This window comes from Sporosarcina sp. SAFN-010 (genome assembly GCF_059415065.1).
Genome location: NZ_JBPFDS010000008.1, coordinates 160,998 through 179,943 on the forward strand (window position 1 = coordinate 160,998; position 18,946 = coordinate 179,943).

Here is an 18,946-nt window from a genome sequence, read left to right on the forward strand (position 1 = left end):
AAAGGTAGGGGAAGCGCATGCCTGATTGGGGAATAATTACAAATATGAATGCTGTTGAAGTCTTGAAAGCCATTTTGGATGTGCTTCTCGTTTGGTTTGTTGTGTATAAACTCATCACAATTATCAAAGGAACAAAAGCTGTACAGCTATTAAAAGGGATTTTTGTTATTTTAATCGTCCGTATTTTGACTGAATTGCTCGGTCTAGATACCTTGAAATGGATGGTAGAGCAAGTCCTGACATTTGGTTTCTTAGCTGTGATTATCATTTTCCAACCTGAGTTGCGTCGAGCGCTGGAACAGCTTGGCCGAGGTCGACTGTTCGCTCGGACACAAATGCAGGAGGAAGAAGAGAGAGACCGTTTGATTAGTGCATTTACTAAATCGGTGAGCTATATGGCGAAACGACGAATCGGAGCGCTCATTACAGTGGAAAAAGAAACGGGCTTAAGTGAATACATTGAGACCGGTATCACCATGAATTCTGATATTTCATCAGAATTGCTCATTAATATCTTCATTCCGAATACACCACTGCATGATGGTGCAGTTATTGTTCAAAAAAACAAAATTGCAGCAGCAGCTTGTTATTTACCACTTTCGGAAAGCCCGTTCATCTCAAAAGAGTTGGGAACACGCCACCGAGCAGCTCTAGGGATTAGTGAAGTGACCGATGCGTTCACCATTATTGTTTCCGAAGAAACCGGTGCAGTTAGTGTGACAAGTGACGGCGATATTAATCGTAATGTCTCGATGGAAGAATTTGAACGGATTGTACGTCTCGCTTGGTTCGGAGACTCTACAGCTGTTAGTGCTGTAAACTCCATTTGGAAATGGGGGAAGAGAAAAAATGGATAAATTTATGGATAGTCCTTGGTTTTTGCGATTAACGGCACTCGCACTTGCGCTATCTCTCTTCTTTTCCGTACGTGCAGACGAGGAAAAAAAATCTCTTGCAAATGTAGGAGACTCAATGGGGATCATTCGTGATGTTCCTGTTGAAGTATATTACGACAACGAGAACCTCGTAGTTACGGGAGTTCCTGAAACAGTCAATATGACAATTTCAGGACCTACAAATTTAGTGCAGACTACAAAATTGCTTAAAGACTTTACTTTAAAAGTCGACTTGCGAAGTATGCCGATGGGAAGCCATACGGTTCAAATTCAAACAGAAAATATTTCAGATAAAATCAAAGTCGAATTGGATCCAGCAACGATTGAAGTGGACATTGAAGAGAAAATTACACAATCGTTTAGAGTGGATCCAGAAATGAACGATAAGTTACTGGCAGATGATTTCGAACTGGTGAAAATGGAAGTGGACCCATCGACGATTGAAGTAACAGGTGCTAAAAGTGTTGTGGATTCCATCAGCTTTGTAAAGGTTTCTGTAACTGGTGACAATGAAATCAACGAATCGTTTGAGCAAAAAGGAAGAGTTCGAGTACTCGATCGGGATTTAAATAAATTGAATGTTACTATTGAACCGGAAGAAGTCACTGTAAAAGTGGATGTAGAAGCGTATCATAAAGAGGTGCCGATTTCCGTTAAGCAAAAAGGAAAAACGAAAGATGGAGTTACAGTCAACTCCTTAACGTCTGATGAAAAAATGGTTACCTTATATGGCCCTCGTAAAACGGTAGATGCTATCGATCAGCTGAACGTGGATGTAGATGTGAGTGAGCTTACCGGAAGTGGGAAGCAATCGATTGAATTGCCAAAACCAAAGGGTGTTCTCAAAATGTCTGTTGACAAAGTAAACGTCAATATTGACGTCAAAGTATCTCCAGAGGCAGAAAAGGAAAATGCTGATGGAGACAAGTCCGATGACGAAGCAAAAGTACCGTCTTCTGGAGACTCTACCAACTCAGATGTTGCAACAGAAGAACCTTCTACAGATGGACAGGAACCTACCACCGTCACTAAGAAGACTCGTAAATTCACTGGGATACAAATTGGAATAAATGGTTTAGACAAGAGTTTTAAAGGAAGAATTGTAAAGCCTTCGGATGGGGTAGCAGCAGTTACGTTAACGGGCGAAGAAAAAGTGATCGATGCGCTAACTGAATCGGATGTTATGGTGTTTGCAGAAGCTAAAAGTGTGAACCATGTAGGTGACCACGTTCTGCCGATCTTTGTGCAGGTACCATCGGATGTTCAATATGAAGTTAGTTTTAAAGATATTACCGTAATGGTTGAACAAGCGTAAAATACGCAGAATGGATAGGATCGAAAGGGAGAATGAAAATGACTAAGTATTTCGGTACGGATGGTGTAAGAGGCGTTGCAAATGCAGAATTGACTCCGGAATTGGCATTTAAGTTAGGTCGTTTCGGTGGTCACGTCCTCACGCAACATTCAACAGAGGTAGCACGTGTTCTTGTTGGAAAAGATACTCGTATTTCTGGTCAAATGTTAGAGAGTGCGTTAATCGCTGGGCTTTTGTCAACAGGAGTCGAAGTCATGACACTAGGCGTAATTAGTACACCAGGAGTCGCTTATTTAACGAGAGCCATGAATGCTCAAGCGGGTGTTATGATTTCAGCTTCACATAATCCAGTCGAAGATAATGGCATTAAATTCTTTGGAGCAGATGGCTTTAAACTGTCGGACGATCTTGAATCTGAAATTGAGCAGCTGTTAAATGCGGAGACAGATACGTTACCACGCCCAACAGGTGGCGATGTAGGAACCATTACAGAATACTTCGAAGGCTGTCAAAAATACAATCAGTATTTGAAACAAACAATAGACGGTGATTTTGAAGGCATGCACGTTGTCCTCGATTGCGCACACGGTGCAACTTCTACGATTGCGACACACGTGTTTGCAGATTTAGAAGCAGACCTAACTACTATGGGGGCATCCCCAAATGGTTTAAACATTAATGATGGTGTGGGCTCGACTCATCCTGAAGAACTCGCGAAGCTTGTACTTGAGAAGAATGCACAAATTGGACTTGCGTTTGATGGTGACGGAGACCGTTTAATTGCAGTCGATGAAACGGGAACGATTGTAGATGGAGACCAGATCATGTATGTCATCGGTAGTTATCTTCACTCAAAAGGCGCATTGAATTCAGATACGATTGTTTCAACGGTGATGAGTAATCTTGGATTCTACAAAGCGTTAGAAGACCAAGGAATCCAAAGTGCCCAAACAGCGGTAGGTGACCGCTATGTTGTAGAAGAAATGCGTAAAGGCAATTATAATCTTGGCGGCGAACAGTCAGGGCATATTGTTTTGCTGGACTATAATACAACGGGAGACGGTCTTATCACTGGACTGCAACTTGTGAATATTATGAAGCGAACAGGTAAGAAGTTGTCTGAATTGACGAGTGGTATGACAATTTATCCTCAAAAGCTTGTGAATATCCGAGTGACGGATAAGCATGCAGTAACGGATAATGCAAAAGTCGCTGCGATTATCAACGAAGTGGAAGTTGAAATGGCTGGAGAAGGACGGGTTCTCGTACGACCTTCTGGAACAGAACCATTAGTTCGTGTGATGGTGGAAGCACCGACAACAGAAGCGTGTGAAAGTTATAGCACCCGAATAGTAAATGTGGTCACTCAAGAGATGGGATTAGACTAACGTAAATGGATGAAGAACTGAAGTTCCTGGATTAAAAGGGCTTCAGTTCTTTTCAAAATTATCACATGAAATGTGTCCAGGGGATAAGGACGATTGTAGTAGGGAACGGGGGTGTAGGTGTGGACTACGAAAAGTATCGTAAACTGTTAGCTGGAAAGACAGAGGAATCTTTCACAAAGTGGGACACTCAAAAGATGGTGAATGAGTCCGAGCTCTATGCGTTTCTTCATACATTGAAAGGAACTGCTGGAACAATCGGACTTCATGATCTAGCAGAATTTTGCAGTGCACATTTAGAAATCTTGTCTCCAGATGATGAAACAGGTATTCCAGTCTCTTCTTTAAAGAACTTTAAAAAGAACATTCGTCTACTGGTTAATGGTGACAAGAAGAAAAGACGGGATATCGTATTGCCGGACTTATATGTGAATCATTTTGACCAAGAGACCTTCATTTTACTCATAGATGACGATTTGGAGTTCGTGTCATTCGTAAAGGAATTGTTGGAACAGCTAGGCGCGCAAGTTCTTGTCGCCATGAATGGCAAGCGCGGTATACAGCAATTTTACGATATGCAACCGAATATGGTGATGATTGACTTACAACTACCGGATATGACAGGTTTGGAAGTCTATAAGAGAATTTGTGATACTGCAAGTGATCGGCATGTAATCTCCATCTTAATGAGCAGTAACCATTCCAATGAAGTGATTAGCCAAGCGTATGAAGCAGGGGTGATGGATTTTATAAGAAAGCCATTTGAACTGGATGTATTTGTACCTTTTGTATTTAATCGAGATAAATTACGAAAAGCAATTAGTCAATCCATTACGACAGACGGATTGACTGGTGTAGGTAATCGAAAACGGTTAGATGAGATGCTAAAATACTGTGAAAGACTCTCGCAACGCTCTGGCGTGCCATTCTCTGTTGTAATGATGGACTTAGATCATTTTAAAAGTGTAAATGATACATATGGACATCACACAGGAGATGAAGTTCTCAGGGCTTTTAGCAGGATCGCCCTCGACGAAAAACGGGAAACCGACTATATCTTCCGTTATGGAGGAGAAGAATTTGTCATGCTCATTACAGGTGACAAAGAGGAAGCAAATACATTCGTAGAACGGTTGCGTGAGTCCTTCAACAAGCTTGTGTTCGAAGATGGCGATCGCTCATTTTCTGTCAAGTTTTCAGCAGGAATCGCGGAATATGAAGGTAGATTGGAAATGCTTCTTATTGAAGCAGACCAAGCGCTCTATCAAGCAAAACGCACTGGGCGGAATCGAAGTGTGATTTTTGATAAGAGTATAGTCCAAGTAAAGCGTAAACTTCAAGTCATCATTGTCGATGATGACCTTCTGATCAGGACGATGCTGGAGGAAGAACTGAGTGGATGGAGTTTACCTGACATTGAGTTGTCTGTGAAGTTGTTTGAAGATGGAGTATCATTTCTAGCAGCAGATTGGTATGAACCGGATACCAACTTCATTATCCTTCTGGACGGCATCATGCCTGGAATGGATGGACTTGAAGTATTGGAACGACTAAAGAGAAGACCCGATACAAACAATGTCTTAGTTTCAATGATGACGGCCCGCACGAGTGAAGAGGATATTAAGTCTGCACTTTGGCTAGGCGCCGACGATTATCTGATGAAACCTTTCCAAAAGAATGAAATTCTATCTCGAATCCAGAATTTATCATCTAGAATGTTTTAATACAAATTTGACTAGACCAGGAGGATCGCTCATGGAAGAAGGCAAGAAGATATTGGTGGTCGACGATGAAGAGATTTTACGAATGCTGATCGCTGATACGCTTTCTTTTGAAGGGTATGCGGTGGAAGAAGCGCAGGATGGACAAGAAGGATTCGACAAAGCGGCAACTGGTCAATACGATGTCATCCTCCTTGATTACATGATGCCAAAATTAACAGGGCCAGAGGTCTTAGAACGCTTACAACCGCTCCAACTTGGAATCCCGATAATTATGCTGACTGCAAAAGCTCAGCAATCAGATCGTGACTTAGCTGCTCATTTTGGAGCAGATTATTTCATGCCTAAACCATTCAGCCCTTCTGAACTTGTTGCACTGGTAACACAAGTCTTGGAAGATGCTGTGTAAGACAAACAAAAACGCTAGCTCCTTATTTAGGAGCTAGCGTTTTTGCGTCTTCACGCTTTAATCGTGTATTTGTTCCGTAAGTAGATAGCAGAGCCATTCAAAAGAAATAGACTGATGAGCAACACAATGCTAGCGGCTGCAGCTAAGTGAGCATAGTCTGCAACCAGTGCTGCGTCCAATGTCCAGTAGTAGATTTGCATCGGTAAGACCGTGAAACGATCTAAGATTCCACCTGGGAACGGGATAAGTAACGCGGGTATTCCTAGGACAACAAGCGGTGCTGTTTCTCCAATTGCTCTTGAAAGAGCTAAGATTGCACCTGTCAAAATTGTTGGTAAAGCGACTGGCAAAATAACAGATTGAATGGTTTGCCACTTGGAAGCGCCTAGTGCGTAGGAAGCATCTCCGAGCTGATGCGGAACAGATCGAAGTGCTTCTTGAGCTGAAACAATGACGATAGGGAGAATGAGCAACGATAAGGTCAGGCCCCCAGCGAGTACGACACTTCCAAATCCGAGTGCTCTCACAAATACCGTCAATCCAAGAATTCCGAAGACAATCGATGGGACACCTGCAAGATTCCCAATATTGGTTTGTATGAACGTTCGGATTTTACCATTCTTTGAATAGAGTTCTAAGTATACGGCTGAACCAATTCCAATCAGCATTGTTACAGGAACAACAACAGCTAGCAACCAGAAAGTACCGAGTACGGCTCCCATAATCCCAGCTCGTTCAGGTGTAGTGGAAAAACGTCCTGTTAGGAAATCGAGTGAAAGCCAACTCAAGCCTTCGGAAGTAATTCGAACTAACAAGATGCCCATGATGACAATTCCAAACAGAGCAGCAGCTCCAAACACTATTTTAGCTGCGCGGTCTGCGAGAAGACGGAAACGAATTCTAGATGAATTTGGCGATTGTCGTGTATGAAGCATATTAGTACACCTCCCTGAACTTACGCGCGATTTTCCCTGCCAGTAAGTTCATCAGTAACGTCGTTGCAAATAACGTCATCGCGACAGCGTACAAGCTATAGTAAACTGTAGACCCTGCTGCCGCATCACCACTTGTAACTTCTACGATATAGGCTGTCATTGTTTGCATAGATTCTGTGATGTCGAACGTGAAGTTTTTCGAACTGCCACTTGCAATTGCGACGATCATCGTCTCTCCGAGTGCACGTGAAATCCCCAGTACAAAGGAAGCGATGATGCCGGATAATGCAGCCGGTACAACCACTTTCAGGGCTGTTTCCAGTTTGGTGGAACCGAGTGCTGCCGAGCCTTCACGCATTGCTTGAGGGACTGAGCGCATCGCGTCCTCTGAAAGTGAAGCAATCATCGGAATGATCATGACACCCATTACCAAACCAGGACTCAAAATATTCGTAGCTTCTAAGCTAGGTATCCATTCTCGAAGCAATGGAGTAACAAATGTGAATGCAAAGAACCCATAGACGATGGTCGGCACACCTGCAAGCAATTCCAGTGCAGGCTTCAGGACGCTCCGTACCCGACGTGAAGCATATTCACTCAAATAGATTGCTGCCATGAGACCGATTGGACCCGCCACCAAGATCGCAATCCCAGAGGACACAAGTGTCCCCATTACAAGGGGAAGTATACCAAAGGCGGGTGTTTGACTAAGTGGTTTCAGCACAGTTCCAGTGAAGAAGTCGAGTATTGGCACTGTTTTAAAAAACTCAATAGCCTCTGTCAATAAAATAATGAGAATGCCTACCGTCGTTAGTACGGATAAGGAAGCGAGCAGGAACAGAAATCTTGGAATCCAGACTTCAATTGTTTTTCTGAACGACTTCTTATCCTGATTGTGACGGATAAGGTCACGAATGCCGCTACTGCTACTTGAGCTTGCTTGGAATGGAGATGTCATAACCTCTCATCCTCCTTTTCTACGATGAGTGGCGATGTTTTACTTATCACCTAGTGAATTCAGGAAGTCCAAGTTCTCTTTACTCTCAGCTTCCGGAATCGGTGCAAATCCAGTTTCGCCTGCCATCTTATTTGCATTTTCCAGGACGTATTTTGCGTAGTCGAGCACTTGTGGTTTCTCTTTTGCGTGTCCGACATTCAAATACGTAAACACAGGACGTGTGAATGCTGCATAGTCTCCATCTTCTGCGATTGTTTCAAGTGAAGGTTCAACCGGTCCGTTCCCGAAGTCTACAGGGACTGCTTTTAGTTTCTCTTGGTTACCTGCGTAATAGCCAAATCCGAAAAATGCAATACCGTTCTTATCGTCTGATACGAGTGAAACGAGTGTTGAGTAATCTTGTTGCAAGTTAACAGAGGACTTTAAATCTTGTTCTTCCAACACTTTTTCATAGAAGAATTCGTAAGTTCCATGGTTTTCGTTCGGTCCCATTGCCTTGATTTCTTCGTCAGGCCAAGAAGGATCCAGATCCGACCATTTTGTTACCTCACCGTCTGCTGTGAAAATACTTATAAGCTGTTCAGGTGTCAGTTGATCGACCCAATCGTTATCTTTATTGACGACGAACGTAAGACCGTCGAGTGCGAGCTTGAGTTCTTTCACGTCAATCCCCGCATCCTCAGCAGCTTGAGTTTCTTCATCTTTTATAGTACGAGAAGCATCGTTGAAATCTGTTCCATCTTTTACAAGGAATTTCTTGAAACCAGCACTCGTGCCGGCGCGACTTACTTCTACAGAGACGCCTTCTTGTTCATCGAGCATGTAGTTTTCAGCGAGTTTTGCCATGAGCGGGTAAACCGTTCCAGATCCATCGATGAGAACACTTCCTTCAAGTTCCGAAGATGCAGTTGCGGAAGCAGTGCCACTTTCTTCGTCCTTTGCGCTACAAGCAGTAAGTGCGAGAGCCGCCACTCCGATTAGAATGGTTTTTTTAATGGATTTGATCAATGAATGTTCTCCCCTTTGTTTATGTTTTGTGTGCCTTTCAACTTTTAGTATAGGGATGGAGTGTAAAGGCAGTATGGGAGAAGTGTAAAGACTGTGTAAAGATGGGGGGGAGGGGGGGAACCCGCTCGTTGCCGTGGTGGAACCCGCTCGTATCGGCGGTCAACCCGCTCGTTCCGGAGGAGAACCCGTTCGTATCGGCGGTCAACGCGCTCGTTCCGGAGGAGAACCCGCCCGTTCCGTTGGTCAACCCGCTCGTATCGGCGGTCGACCCGCCCGTTTTCGTGGAGAACCCGCTCGTTTCGACGGTCAACCCGCCCGTATTCGCGGAGAACCCGCCCGTTCCGGCGGCCAGCCCGCTCGTTCCGGAGGAGAACCCGCCCGTATCGGCCATCAACCCGCCCGTTCCCACAACCAACCCCAATCAAAAAAGCCACCGGGCGATGCAGGAAACTTCCTGCTCACCCAGTGGCTCGTGTTACTCATCATTCGTAGGATATAAAATTCGCCCGTCATCCACTTTCAGCGTTTCAGCAACGGTTTCAGAAAGTGTACGAAGCGGATAAGGCTTCGTCATATAATGACTGATTCCAAACTTGCGGGTCAACTCTTCCTCACGTTCCAGCGCTGAAGAAATAATGATTGGGATTTGACGCGTCTCGACGTCACCCTTCAACATGCCGATTAAATCCCAACCGGTTAGCTCCTCTTGAAGCATTAAGTCGATGACCATGCAGTCTGGCTGATGCTTCTTCGCATGAGCGAACGAACTCACGACGTCGTGAAAATGGAACACCTCATATTCATGCGCTTTCAATTCTTCTTCTAGCAAAAGAGCGATGCTTGGATCATCTTCGACTACTACGATGGCGGGCAAGTCAGAGCGTTCGGGCAAGCGCGCCGGGGATGGTTTTAATGGAAGTGTAAAGCTGACTGCAGTGCCCACGTTTTCCTCAGACTCCACTGTTATTTCACCACCATGTTTTTCGATGATCTTTCGGCATATCGCAAGACCCAGTCCGGTGCCACCGATTTTTCTTCTATACGTATTATCAAATCGATAGAACTTTTCAAACATATGCTTCAATTCATCCGCCGGAATGCCAAGTCCTTGGTCCTGGACGGTGACTTTTAAATGATTACCTTGTTGAGCAAGTGTCACACGTACATCTCCACCATCTGGAGAGAACTTAATGGCATTGCTGAGCAAATTCGTGAAAACCTGAACAAGACGATCCGAATCACCCATGCATATAGTTTGATCATCATTCACCTGTAATGCAATCGAATGATGATCCTGTGCTGGGAAGTTCTGAATGGTCTGCTGTGCGATGTCCACAATGTCCACTTCTTGCATCGTGTATTCCTGGTTCCCCGACTCCATGCGCTGCACGTCTAAAAAGTCGTTGATAAGAGAGGTCAGACGCTTTGCTTCTTTATAAATTGCATCAAGATAACGGGAGCGCCTTGTACTATCCATCTCTTTACCAATGAGTAATTCGGTAAATCCAAGAATACTTGATAGAGGGGTACGTAGTTCATGACTAACCGTTGAGACGAGCTCTGTCTTCATTTTATCTACTTCGAATGCTTGTGTAATATCCCTGTGGACAAACAGCGTGCCAATCCGCTGTCCTTCATAGTGTACAGGAGATCCATAGAGCGAAATCACTTTCGCTTCTGAGCCTTTGACTGTATAGACCGTCTCTGCAAGTCCAGAAGTTTCGTCTTCTAGAGAAGCATTTATAAAGTTTGTGAGCGCCTCTGGGTTAGTGGATAGTTCAGCCATTCGTTCTTTCCAGTCCTGCTGAGAAAGCGTTTCAGAAGGCTGATCAATTAAGATCGATAGCGCCTGGTTCACTTGAACAGGGGTTCCTTCCATAGAGATGAACTGAATCCCTTCTTCTAGATTATCGAGTATCGTACGGTTCAATTGACGCTCCTTACTAATGAGTTCATGTTGATCGATTCGGTCAATTGCGAACGAAACACGGCTCGCAAGCGCGAATAAGTCTGCCTGATCTTCTGCTGAAAATTCACATGATGAACTACTAAGTACGAACAGTGCTTTAAAAGTTTGACCGGTAACGTGTGGTGCAGCGTAAAAATCATAAGAGATTGAGCTGTCTTTCAATACACGCTCAACTTGGAAGTAGGGCTCTTTCTTTAAACGTTCAAGAGCAGCTTGCGCGAGCTCATCAGGATAGTTTGCAAATGCCTCTTCTGAAAATCCTTGTAACACATGCTGATTAGTCGAAGGCAGATAGATCATTCCTTGGTCAATGAAAAACAGTGTATCCAAGTAGTTAAGGGTTGAAGTTGCAATCCCTTTCGCATCGTCTGAAAAAGAGAGCTGATGACTCAGTCCGTTATAGCGTTCTAACCGTATTTTTGAATTGCGTGCTTCTGTGAGAGCACTTTCGAGTTGTTTCTTCTGGTTGAATAATTCATCCTGCTGAGAGAGTAACTCTTCTTGTTGGGACAAAAGTTCTTCGTTTTGAGCTAGTAATTCTTGTTCTTTCACTTGTATCGTTTCCATCATTCCTGCAAATGAACGGGAAAGTGATCCAAGCTCATCTTCCCGGATTTCGGGTTCATAATTCACGTCCTGATCGGACATATAGCGTTCAGTTGCGGATGTCATGGATTCAATCGGAGAGATGAGCTTACTGACGACTCGCCAACTGAAGAAAACGAGGAATAGGAGCACAACAATTCCTACAAGCAGAATAGCTAGATAGAGCTGATTCAACTGCTGTTCGGATTTTTGATAAAATTCATCTCGATCATCTTTTGCCTGCTGTTCGTATTGGTCTGCATACTTGATGAACTGATTGACTGAAAGATTTGTCCCGGCACCAGACAATTCACGCAAGCCTTCGTAGTCATCGTTGTCTACTAATTGTACGGCTTTAGGAAGAATAACCTTTTCGAAATTAGAAACGAATCCTTTGATTTCATTGGTGAATTGTTGTTCTTTCTCTGTTAACTCAATCGCGTTCAATCTGTTGTTTAACTCATCAATTTTACGAAGTTCTTTATGAGCTGATTTCAGTTCGTGTTCGAGTTTGAACGCGTAGAATCCACGGGTTCGAAAGAAGAGATTAGTGATGCTGTCGGAGAGTTCACTAATTACTTTTGCTTTCTCAGTTTGTGCAACTAGCTTTTCACTCCGTTGTTCAAACGTGGAGGTGCTATAGAAATAAGCGGCTCCAAGTAATAGAAGTAATCCGATCGAGAGCGCTGCAATAATTCTCATATAATAGGTACGAATGCTCTTTCTAGGCACGGTACACCTCATTATCTTTTAATTTGATACTCCTATTCTATCACGCTAGTAAATTACCCGTAGTAGTTTTTTCTATTGTAATAGAAAAAAACGGGCTATTCCCCTACATTAAGAAGGGAATAGCCCGTTTATAGTTCATCCAAAACGTCCGTTTACATAATCATCCGTCAAATGACTGGATGGTCGCTCGAAAATCGCTTCAGTTCGATCGAATTCAACTACTTCCCCATGCAAGAAGAAGGCAGTACGATCGGAAATTCGTGCAGCTTGCTGCATATTGTGCGTCACAATGACAATGGAGACGTCTTTCTTCAACTCGCCGATCAATTCTTCCACTTTGTTTGTGGACACAGGATCTAGAGCGGATGTGGGTTCGTCCATGAGTAAGACAGAAGGTTCGATTGCGAGTGAACGTGCGATACAGAGTCGTTGCTGTTGTCCACCAGAGAGTCCGAATGCACTGGAGGACAGGCGGTCTTTCACTTCATCCCATAGAGCGGCTTTCTTCAGACTGTTCTCTACGATTTCGTCCAACATGGCCTTTTTACGGATGCCATGAAGCTTTGGTCCATAGGCGACATTGTCATAAATCGATTTCGGAAATGGATTTGGCTTTTGGAACACCATACCCACTTCGGATCGAAGACGTTCCACGGTTGCATGTAAAAGATCTGTTTCTTTAAATTTGGCGGTACCAGCAATCCTTACGGCAGGATCGGTCTCGACCATTCTGTTCAACGTTTTTAAATAGGTGGACTTGCCACATCCAGAGGGGCCGATGATTGCAGTCACTTCGTTTTCATAAATCGTTAGATCGATATTTTTTAGTGCATGAGTGGTTCCATACCAAACGTTCAAACCTTCCGTTGTAAAAATCGGTGCGGGCGCTTCAGTTCGTGCAACGACCCGTAACCGTGTGGCAGGTCGGTAATTTGTCAATGTAGTCATGTTCGCTGCCCCTTTCTCGTAACTTCTTCATCAGTATAGAGAAGAAGTGTTGAGTTGGTATGAAGGCAGTGTAAAGATTGTGTAAATATTGTTCACTCGAAAATGTATTTAAGTGCTTTCAGTGCCTGATCAGGTGTTTCTACCGTCGCATGGGCTTTTCTAGATAGTTCTTTGAGCGCGTGGTGATGCTCATAAGGACGGATTAAAATCAACGGCTTGTTGAGTGCAACCGCAGTGCTTGCATCCATTGCCGTATTCCATTGCTTATACTTTTCACCGAATAACGCGATGACAAGGTCGCATTTCTTAAGGAGCAATTCCGTACGCAAGTTATTAAAGCTCGACGCAGCAGCATCCTTTGCCACGGCATCGTGTTGCTTCCCGAGAATTTCCTCTCCGATATTGTCCGAACGGTCGTGGTCTTCCATTGGGCCATAAAACGTGACGGGTAAACGAAGGGCCGCTGCTTTTTCTTTAATTTCCTCACGCCATGAACTGTGGATTTCACCTGCTAAATATACCGATAATTCCATTTGGATCTCCTCCTAGATTCTAGTGATTTCATTGTAGCAGAATATTGCCTCAAATTGTCGGGGCGAGTACACTAAGGAAAAAGGAGTGCGATGGGGATATGAAGACGATCTGGCATAATGGCAAGATTTACACGATGCGAAAAGAAGGCGAGACAGTAGAAGCTGTTTTGACGGAAAATGGGACGGTTCTTGAAGTAGGGACCTTCGATACTTTACGCGCGCAAGCAGATAATGAAGTGGATTTGCAAGGTGCTGTCATGTATCCAGGGTTCATCGATAGTCATATGCATATGATTGGGCACGGTAGCCGATTGTTACAATTGGATCTGTCATACGTCAATTCTGCAGAAGATATGCTTAAGAGACTGAAAGAAGCCAATGAGAATCATCCGGCAGGTGAGTGGTTTACAGCGGACGGATGGAACGAAAATAACTTCTTAGACCGTCGAATTGTGACTCGTTCTGAGCTGGATGCAATTAGCACGTCGCCTATGTTTTTGAAACGCACATGTCGTCATGCTGCGCTTGCCAATTCGAAAGCTTTGGAACTGGCGGGTATCACGAAAGATACGCCTGATCCGGGCAACGGTACGATTGTGAGGGATGACTCAGGAGAAGCGACGGGACTACTACTTGAAGGTGCCGCTGATCTGATAGAAGCAGTCATACCGGTGCCAGACGAAGCGGCACTCACGCGGGCGTTACAAGCATCCGTTGAAGACTTGTTGGCTCGTGGGATTACAGGTGCTGTGACGGATGACCTTGGTTATTATGAAGACTACCGCAACCCGCTTCAGGCGTTTCGGAATGCGATTGGTGAGGACAAGTTGAAATTCCGTGCGCATTTGCTGCGCCGTTCGACGGTCTTTCAATTACTGATGGAAGATGAGGCGACTTATGATGAACCTTGGATCCACGGCGGAGAGATGAAATTCTTCATCGATGGGGCGCTTGGTGGTAGAACCGCGCTTCTTAGCAAACCCTATTCCGATGATCCGGGAAATTCAGGGATGGCAGTGCTGACAGATGAAGAAATCCGAGAAAACGTCGCGGTTGCAAGGAAGTATGGTGAAGCGGTCGCAGTTCATACAATTGGTGACAAAGCGTTGGAAAAATTGCTTGATGTGATAGAAGTAAACCCACCTGCAGCAGGAAAACGTGATCGCATCATCCACGTCAATGTTTTGAGTGATGAACTGGTAGATCGTCTTGAGAAACTTCCGGTCATTCTAGACATTCAGCCAGTGTTTGTACCATCTGACTTCCCTTGGGCCAAAGACCGCCTCGGTGAAGATCGGATGGATTGGGCGTACGCATGGAAAAAACTGATTGACCGTGGCTTCATATGCGGTGGGGGTTCGGATGCCCCTGTCGAAGAAGTGGATCCATTGCTCGGAATCTATGCAGCTGCAACCCGTCGGAAGCCAGGAGAAACGCACGAAGGCTATCTTCCTGATGAGAGGCTGAGTCGCTACGAATCTGTTGCTCTATTTACTTCAGGTAGTGCGGCAACCATGGACAAAGCGGACAGTCGCGGTAAAATCGAAAAAGGTTATGACGCCGACTTCACCATTCTGGATCGAGACTTGATGACAGTAGAAAGTGAGGACATGCTGAAAGCGAAAACCGTCATGACCGTTGTGGCAGGAGAGATTATGTATAAAGGTTAGTAAAACGTATACTTTATAGTTGAACCTGAACTTCTAATCCTACATTTAAAAAATGGGATTAGAAGTTTTCCTTTACTATTAAGTTTTTGGGAAGTAGTTCGATAATTCTCATATAAATGTTATGATTGTGAGGATAGATTATTTTATTCAGCAAACGAACGCAATTGATATTTAACGAAAATATAGCTATTGATAATGTAGGAAAACCAGTTGTTCCATCATTTTGACCTAACTCCACCTTGGTTTTGATTCGCCTTCTATCTGATAGATGAATATAAATAGGTTCTACTAATACGTGTCCCCGAAAATAAAAATAAAACATGCAGGTGATCCATTATGGCAAACGGCTTAGAGAGTTTAAAGAAAAATCCACTTCTTTATACTAGAGATAATATGATTTATAGGGTGAGCGAAAGCTTCTTACACTTAACTGGCTATGAAGAGTGTGACTTGATGGGGAAATCTCTTATAGAATTAGACAAATTATTAAAATCTGAACATCAAATAGCGTTTCAGGATATTAAAGATATCTATTATCCCCATATATTTAATAGCAATAACGTGCCATTAGAAGTTAAAGTTAGCTTTGATATCTTAGATAATGAAGACCATAAAGTTTATCACTTTGAAGAACAGAATAATCTAGCGCTAGAATTCTTGTTAACTAATTTTGGCGGTAACAAAACGAATAGAAATGGTTCTACAGCAATATTTAGCTATCCGGATTGTATTCTGCTTAGCCATGATGAAAACTACATCCCAACACTGCACTTGATGGGTATTGCTTCTGACAATCCGATAGGAAAATGTCCATCATTCTCGACTAGTATTTTAGATTTACTTAAACGAGGGACTTCTTTTCATGAATTTGAAGTGGAATCACTCGGCTCTAACGGATCAGCCACTTATTGGGACATTGATGTGAAAATGATAGCAGGAGATGGAACAAAGCAGTATGCTGTAACTTCTTTTTATGACGTTACGGAGAAAACTCGAGAAAGAAAACTTCTCAGAAAGCAAAGAAGCGAAATGGAATTCATTGTAGACAATATGTCAGATGCCATAATGATTCTAGATAAGGACGGAAAGTATACGTATGTAAATAAAGTGGGCAAGCAAGTTCTAGCTCCAGGTAACCCAGATATAGAATCAGATCATGCTTTTGATATGAATGATACAAGTAAAGAGAAATCATCATTTGAAGATACTCCTGAACAAAGGGTGTTAAGAGGAGAAAAACTTACTAAACATATGGTTGTTGGAACAAGTGAACTGCCGACTACTTACTATGAATGTGATGGTACACCTATCTATGATGAGCAAGGGAATATAGATGGTGGCATTCTGATCTATAAAAATATAGAACCAGGTTATAAAATCGAAGAATATAGAGCGTTGCAAGAAAGTGTAGAAGAGATTTCTATGTACTATGCATCATTTTCTCACAAAGACTATAAAATTAATTATCTCAATCAGTTTTCATTTAAAGCCTTTAAAGAAGAATGGCCAGAGATAAAAACGGAGTCGGATATAATTGGGAAAAACTTTTTTAATTACTATAGAACCAAAGATTTAGAAGAATTGACTCAAGATATTAATAAATCGATTGAAACTCAATCCTCATATTTGCATAAACTCGAGTTTACTAAAGATGGAAAAACATATCATACGAAAACAATTTTTCAGCCTATTATCAACCAAAATAATGAGGTAGAAAAGATAATTGCTTTAGGAATAGATATATCGGATGAAGAACTAGCTAACAAAACCATGGCTAAGCTTCTTAAAGCTCAAGAAGAACTATTCATCAACACCTCTCATGAACTTAAGACTCCATTAACGGTAATATTCAGTGGCGCTCAATTATTGAATTTATATTTGGAACATGATTCTTTAGAAGACCATAGAGAAGATATAAAAAGTGTAAGTAAAATGACAATAGGGAATTGTTATAGGCTGACCAGACTCGTAAATAATATATTGGATATTTCCAAAATAGAATCCGGACTACATGAACTGAACTTATCTACTTACAATATTGTAGCGATAATAGATGATATTGTAGATTCGGTATCTGAATATACAAAGTCACAAGGCATCAAGATAATATTTGATCCGGAACTTGAAGAACTGAATATGGCGGTGGATGTCTATAAATTTGATAGGATATTACTTAACCTAATTTCGAATGCGATTAAATTCTCTATTCCAGGTGAAGTCATATTAATAAGGCTAGTGAAAAAAGACAAGCATACTGTGAGCATCTCTGTAACAGATGAAGGCATAGGAATAGACCAACAGAATATAGATGCGATTTTTGAGAAATTCACACAGTTGAACAGGAATTTAAATCGCATAGCTGAAGGTACTGGACTAGGTTTACCCATAGCCAAATCTTTGACTGAGCTACATGGAGGTAGTATTCGTGTAGAGAGCATTGTAGATGAAGGGAGTACATTTACTATAGAACTTCCTATTAAAAGAATAGATACTACAAATAGTAATCAGGCCCATAAAAGTAACATGGATAGAGATGAGTTAATAAAATATGAGTTTTCGGATATCTATTTATAAAAGTAAAAGTGTTTTGTGATAAGAGACCTGATTGTAATGAAGTAAATAATAGCGTATCTGTGTGAGAAACAATCATGAATGCTTAAACATCCATGAGAGTTCCGGTCGCAGGTACTTTTTTAAAACCTTGGGTAGTGAGCAACTATGGACAAAGCTTAAGGAGTGAGGTGATCACCATCGAAAGTAATGGGTAAATAAAGAGTTGCCGAAACGAAATGGTTTGTTTGCCTTTCAGCTCGAACACATTCATACCTAATTCATAGTAAGGGAGCGTGGTTACGATGTTAATATCGGAAGCGTGGCGAAAATACCAATCCGATAAAAGAATTGAAGGTTATTCACCTCTAACATTGAAAACATACGGGTACCAATATGATCTGTTAACGCGCTATTTGGGTGATGTCAACATAAGAGATATCACAACAGATAACTTGAAACAGTATTTAGGAGAAGCTGCGGAACATTTAAAACCATCCAGTTTAGGCCACCGTGTACGATTTGTAAAATCACTATTTAGATGGACCCATGAGGAAGGATTTATAGTGAAAAATCCAGCTTCAAAGTTGAAAGAACCAAAAATAGGAAAGCGCGTTCCCAGATTCCTAACCAAACATGAAATTGAACATCTTCGCGAAAGCTGTCAAACATCCAGAGAGAATGCGTTGTTTGAGTTTTTCTATTCGACGGGCTGCCGAATCGGTGAAGTGGCAAAATTGAACCGGGAAGATATTGACTTCACGGGAAACTCAGTCATTGTCCATGGCAAAGGGGATAGGGAGAGGGAAGTGTATTTCAATGTGCGGTGTGCCATTTGGTTAAAAAGGTATTTAGAGGAACGGAAGGACGAGGATCCTTGCTTGTTTGCCACAGAGCGTAATCCTATAAAGCGAATGAGCATAGATTCGTTAAGGTACGTAGTGAAGCAGATATCAGGTCGAACGAACATTAAAAAAACAATCCACCCTCATCAGTTGCGTCACAGCTATGCGACTCATATGATCGATAACGGAGCCCCGCTTGAAGTGATTCAAAGCCTCCTGGGTCACGAAAAAAGTGAAACAACAAGAATTTACGCTCAACTTAGTGGGAAACTGAGATACGATCTCTACACCAAATACTTTTAAAGGGTATTTTTTCCTGGAGAGTATTTCAATTATTGGTAAGTATGTTAAAATTGAATGAATAGTTAAAATGGTTGTTGCGGTGTAGAACTTTAATTAGTCACTATGCCGCAAACGGGCCAGCGCGACAAGTTCTGTGATAAATGCCTTTGGCATGAAAACACAGGAAATTCATCATGTGAATTTC

Annotated in this window: 15 protein-coding genes; 9 read left to right on the forward strand and 6 right to left on the reverse strand. The window is 42.6% G+C overall.

Annotated elements, in window-relative coordinates:
* The first annotated feature begins 17 nt into the window (after window positions 1-17).
* From cdaA to ACR65F_RS11105, 5 genes are all read left to right on the forward strand, one after another.
* A complete protein-coding gene (gene cdaA, locus ACR65F_RS11085; protein WP_039043281.1) occupies window positions 18-857 on the forward strand; it encodes a diadenylate cyclase CdaA in 840 nt (279 codons plus the stop codon).
* Window positions 850-2,211: a CdaR family protein gene (locus tag ACR65F_RS11090; RefSeq protein ID WP_440504431.1), complete on the forward strand. Its 1,362-nt coding sequence runs from the start codon at window positions 850-852 to the stop codon at window positions 2,209-2,211. Before cdaA ends, ACR65F_RS11090 begins: the two co-directional genes overlap by 8 nt.
* Window positions 2,212-2,249: 38 nt before the next feature.
* Window positions 2,250-3,599, forward strand: a complete 1,350-nt coding sequence (glmM, locus tag ACR65F_RS11095; RefSeq protein ID WP_039043279.1) for a phosphoglucosamine mutase — start codon at window positions 2,250-2,252, stop codon at window positions 3,597-3,599.
* Window positions 3,600-3,718: 119 nt separating this feature from the next.
* On the forward strand, window positions 3,719-5,320 hold the full coding sequence (locus tag ACR65F_RS11100; protein WP_440504432.1) for a response regulator: 1,602 nt from the start codon (window positions 3,719-3,721) through the stop codon (window positions 5,318-5,320).
* A gap of 31 nt (window positions 5,321-5,351) precedes the next feature.
* Entirely contained in the window at window positions 5,352-5,726 is a 375-nt protein-coding gene (locus ACR65F_RS11105) for a response regulator transcription factor (RefSeq protein WP_440504433.1), read from the forward strand.
* A gap of 50 nt (window positions 5,727-5,776) precedes the next feature.
* Here the strand turns inward: ACR65F_RS11105 and pstA are convergent, their stop codons facing one another.
* The 3 genes from pstA to ACR65F_RS11120 are packed head-to-tail and all read right to left on the reverse strand — an operon-like array spanning window position 5,777 to window position 8,624.
* A complete protein-coding gene (gene pstA, locus ACR65F_RS11110) occupies window positions 5,777-6,661 on the reverse strand; it encodes a phosphate ABC transporter permease PstA (RefSeq protein WP_440504434.1) in 885 nt (294 codons plus the stop codon).
* Window position 6,662: 1 nt separating this feature from the next.
* Window positions 6,663-7,619, reverse strand: a complete 957-nt coding sequence (gene pstC / locus ACR65F_RS11115) for a phosphate ABC transporter permease subunit PstC (protein WP_440504435.1) — start codon at window positions 7,617-7,619, stop codon at window positions 6,663-6,665.
* Between the two features lie 39 nt (window positions 7,620-7,658).
* Window positions 7,659-8,624, reverse strand: coding sequence for a PstS family phosphate ABC transporter substrate-binding protein (locus tag ACR65F_RS11120; RefSeq protein WP_440504447.1), 966 nt, complete (start codon window positions 8,622-8,624; stop codon window positions 7,659-7,661).
* 136 nt (window positions 8,625-8,760) lie between these two features.
* Between ACR65F_RS11120 and ACR65F_RS11125 the strand changes: the two genes are divergently transcribed.
* On the forward strand, window positions 8,761-9,126 hold the full coding sequence (locus tag ACR65F_RS11125) for a ribosomal eL19 family protein (RefSeq protein WP_440504436.1): 366 nt from the start codon (window positions 8,761-8,763) through the stop codon (window positions 9,124-9,126).
* Here the strand turns inward: ACR65F_RS11125 and ACR65F_RS11130 are convergent.
* From ACR65F_RS11130 to ACR65F_RS11140, 3 genes are all read right to left on the reverse strand, one after another.
* Window positions 9,103-11,913: an ATP-binding protein gene (locus tag ACR65F_RS11130; RefSeq protein ID WP_440504437.1), complete on the reverse strand. Its 2,811-nt coding sequence runs from the start codon at window positions 11,911-11,913 to the stop codon at window positions 9,103-9,105. The two genes, ACR65F_RS11125 and ACR65F_RS11130, sit on opposite strands and share 24 nt — an antisense overlap.
* A 135-nt stretch (window positions 11,914-12,048) precedes the next feature.
* On the reverse strand, window positions 12,049-12,861 hold the full coding sequence (gene pstB / locus ACR65F_RS11135; protein ID WP_039043273.1) for a phosphate ABC transporter ATP-binding protein PstB: 813 nt from the start codon (window positions 12,859-12,861) through the stop codon (window positions 12,049-12,051).
* A 92-nt stretch (window positions 12,862-12,953) separates the two neighbouring features.
* On the reverse strand, window positions 12,954-13,394 hold the full coding sequence (locus tag ACR65F_RS11140; protein ID WP_039043272.1) for a YtoQ family protein: 441 nt from the start codon (window positions 13,392-13,394) through the stop codon (window positions 12,954-12,956).
* Window positions 13,395-13,492: 98 nt separating this feature from the next.
* Between ACR65F_RS11140 and ACR65F_RS11145 the strand changes: the two genes are divergently transcribed.
* The 3 genes from ACR65F_RS11145 to ACR65F_RS11155 all read left to right on the forward strand — a co-directional run bounded on the left by ACR65F_RS11145 (window position 13,493) and on the right by ACR65F_RS11155 (window position 18,762).
* Window positions 13,493-15,064 (forward strand): amidohydrolase, encoded by a 1,572-nt coding sequence (locus tag ACR65F_RS11145; protein ID WP_440504438.1) that lies wholly within the window; start codon window positions 13,493-13,495, stop codon window positions 15,062-15,064.
* Window positions 15,065-15,400: 336 nt separating this feature from the next.
* Window positions 15,401-17,638 (forward strand): PAS domain-containing sensor histidine kinase, encoded by a 2,238-nt coding sequence (locus ACR65F_RS11150; RefSeq protein WP_440504439.1) that lies wholly within the window; start codon window positions 15,401-15,403, stop codon window positions 17,636-17,638.
* A 281-nt stretch (window positions 17,639-17,919) separates the two neighbouring features.
* Window positions 17,920-18,762, forward strand: a complete 843-nt coding sequence (locus ACR65F_RS11155) for a tyrosine-type recombinase/integrase (protein ID WP_440504440.1) — start codon at window positions 17,920-17,922, stop codon at window positions 18,760-18,762.
* Window positions 18,763-18,946: the final 184 nt, after the last annotated feature.

Coding starts and splice junctions, on each gene's coding strand:
- pstB (WP_039043273.1), bottom strand. CDS start 12,861: ATGACTACATTGACAAATTACCGACCTGCCACACGGTTACGGGTCGTT.
- pstC (WP_440504435.1), bottom strand. CDS start 7,619: ATGACATCTCCATTCCAAGCAAGCTCAAGTAGCAGTAGCGGCATTCGT.
- ACR65F_RS11150 (WP_440504439.1), top strand. CDS start 15,401: ATGGCAAACGGCTTAGAGAGTTTAAAGAAAAATCCACTTCTTTATACT.
- cdaA (WP_039043281.1), top strand. CDS start 18: ATGCCTGATTGGGGAATAATTACAAATATGAATGCTGTTGAAGTCTTG.
- ACR65F_RS11140 (WP_039043272.1), bottom strand. CDS start 13,394: ATGGAATTATCGGTATATTTAGCAGGTGAAATCCACAGTTCATGGCGT.
- glmM (WP_039043279.1), top strand. CDS start 2,250: ATGACTAAGTATTTCGGTACGGATGGTGTAAGAGGCGTTGCAAATGCA.
- ACR65F_RS11155 (WP_440504440.1), top strand. CDS start 17,920: ATGTTAATATCGGAAGCGTGGCGAAAATACCAATCCGATAAAAGAATT.
- ACR65F_RS11090 (WP_440504431.1), top strand. CDS start 850: ATGGATAAATTTATGGATAGTCCTTGGTTTTTGCGATTAACGGCACTC.
- ACR65F_RS11105 (WP_440504433.1), top strand. CDS start 5,352: ATGGAAGAAGGCAAGAAGATATTGGTGGTCGACGATGAAGAGATTTTA.
- ACR65F_RS11145 (WP_440504438.1), top strand. CDS start 13,493: ATGAAGACGATCTGGCATAATGGCAAGATTTACACGATGCGAAAAGAA.
- pstA (WP_440504434.1), bottom strand. CDS start 6,661: ATGCTTCATACACGACAATCGCCAAATTCATCTAGAATTCGTTTCCGT.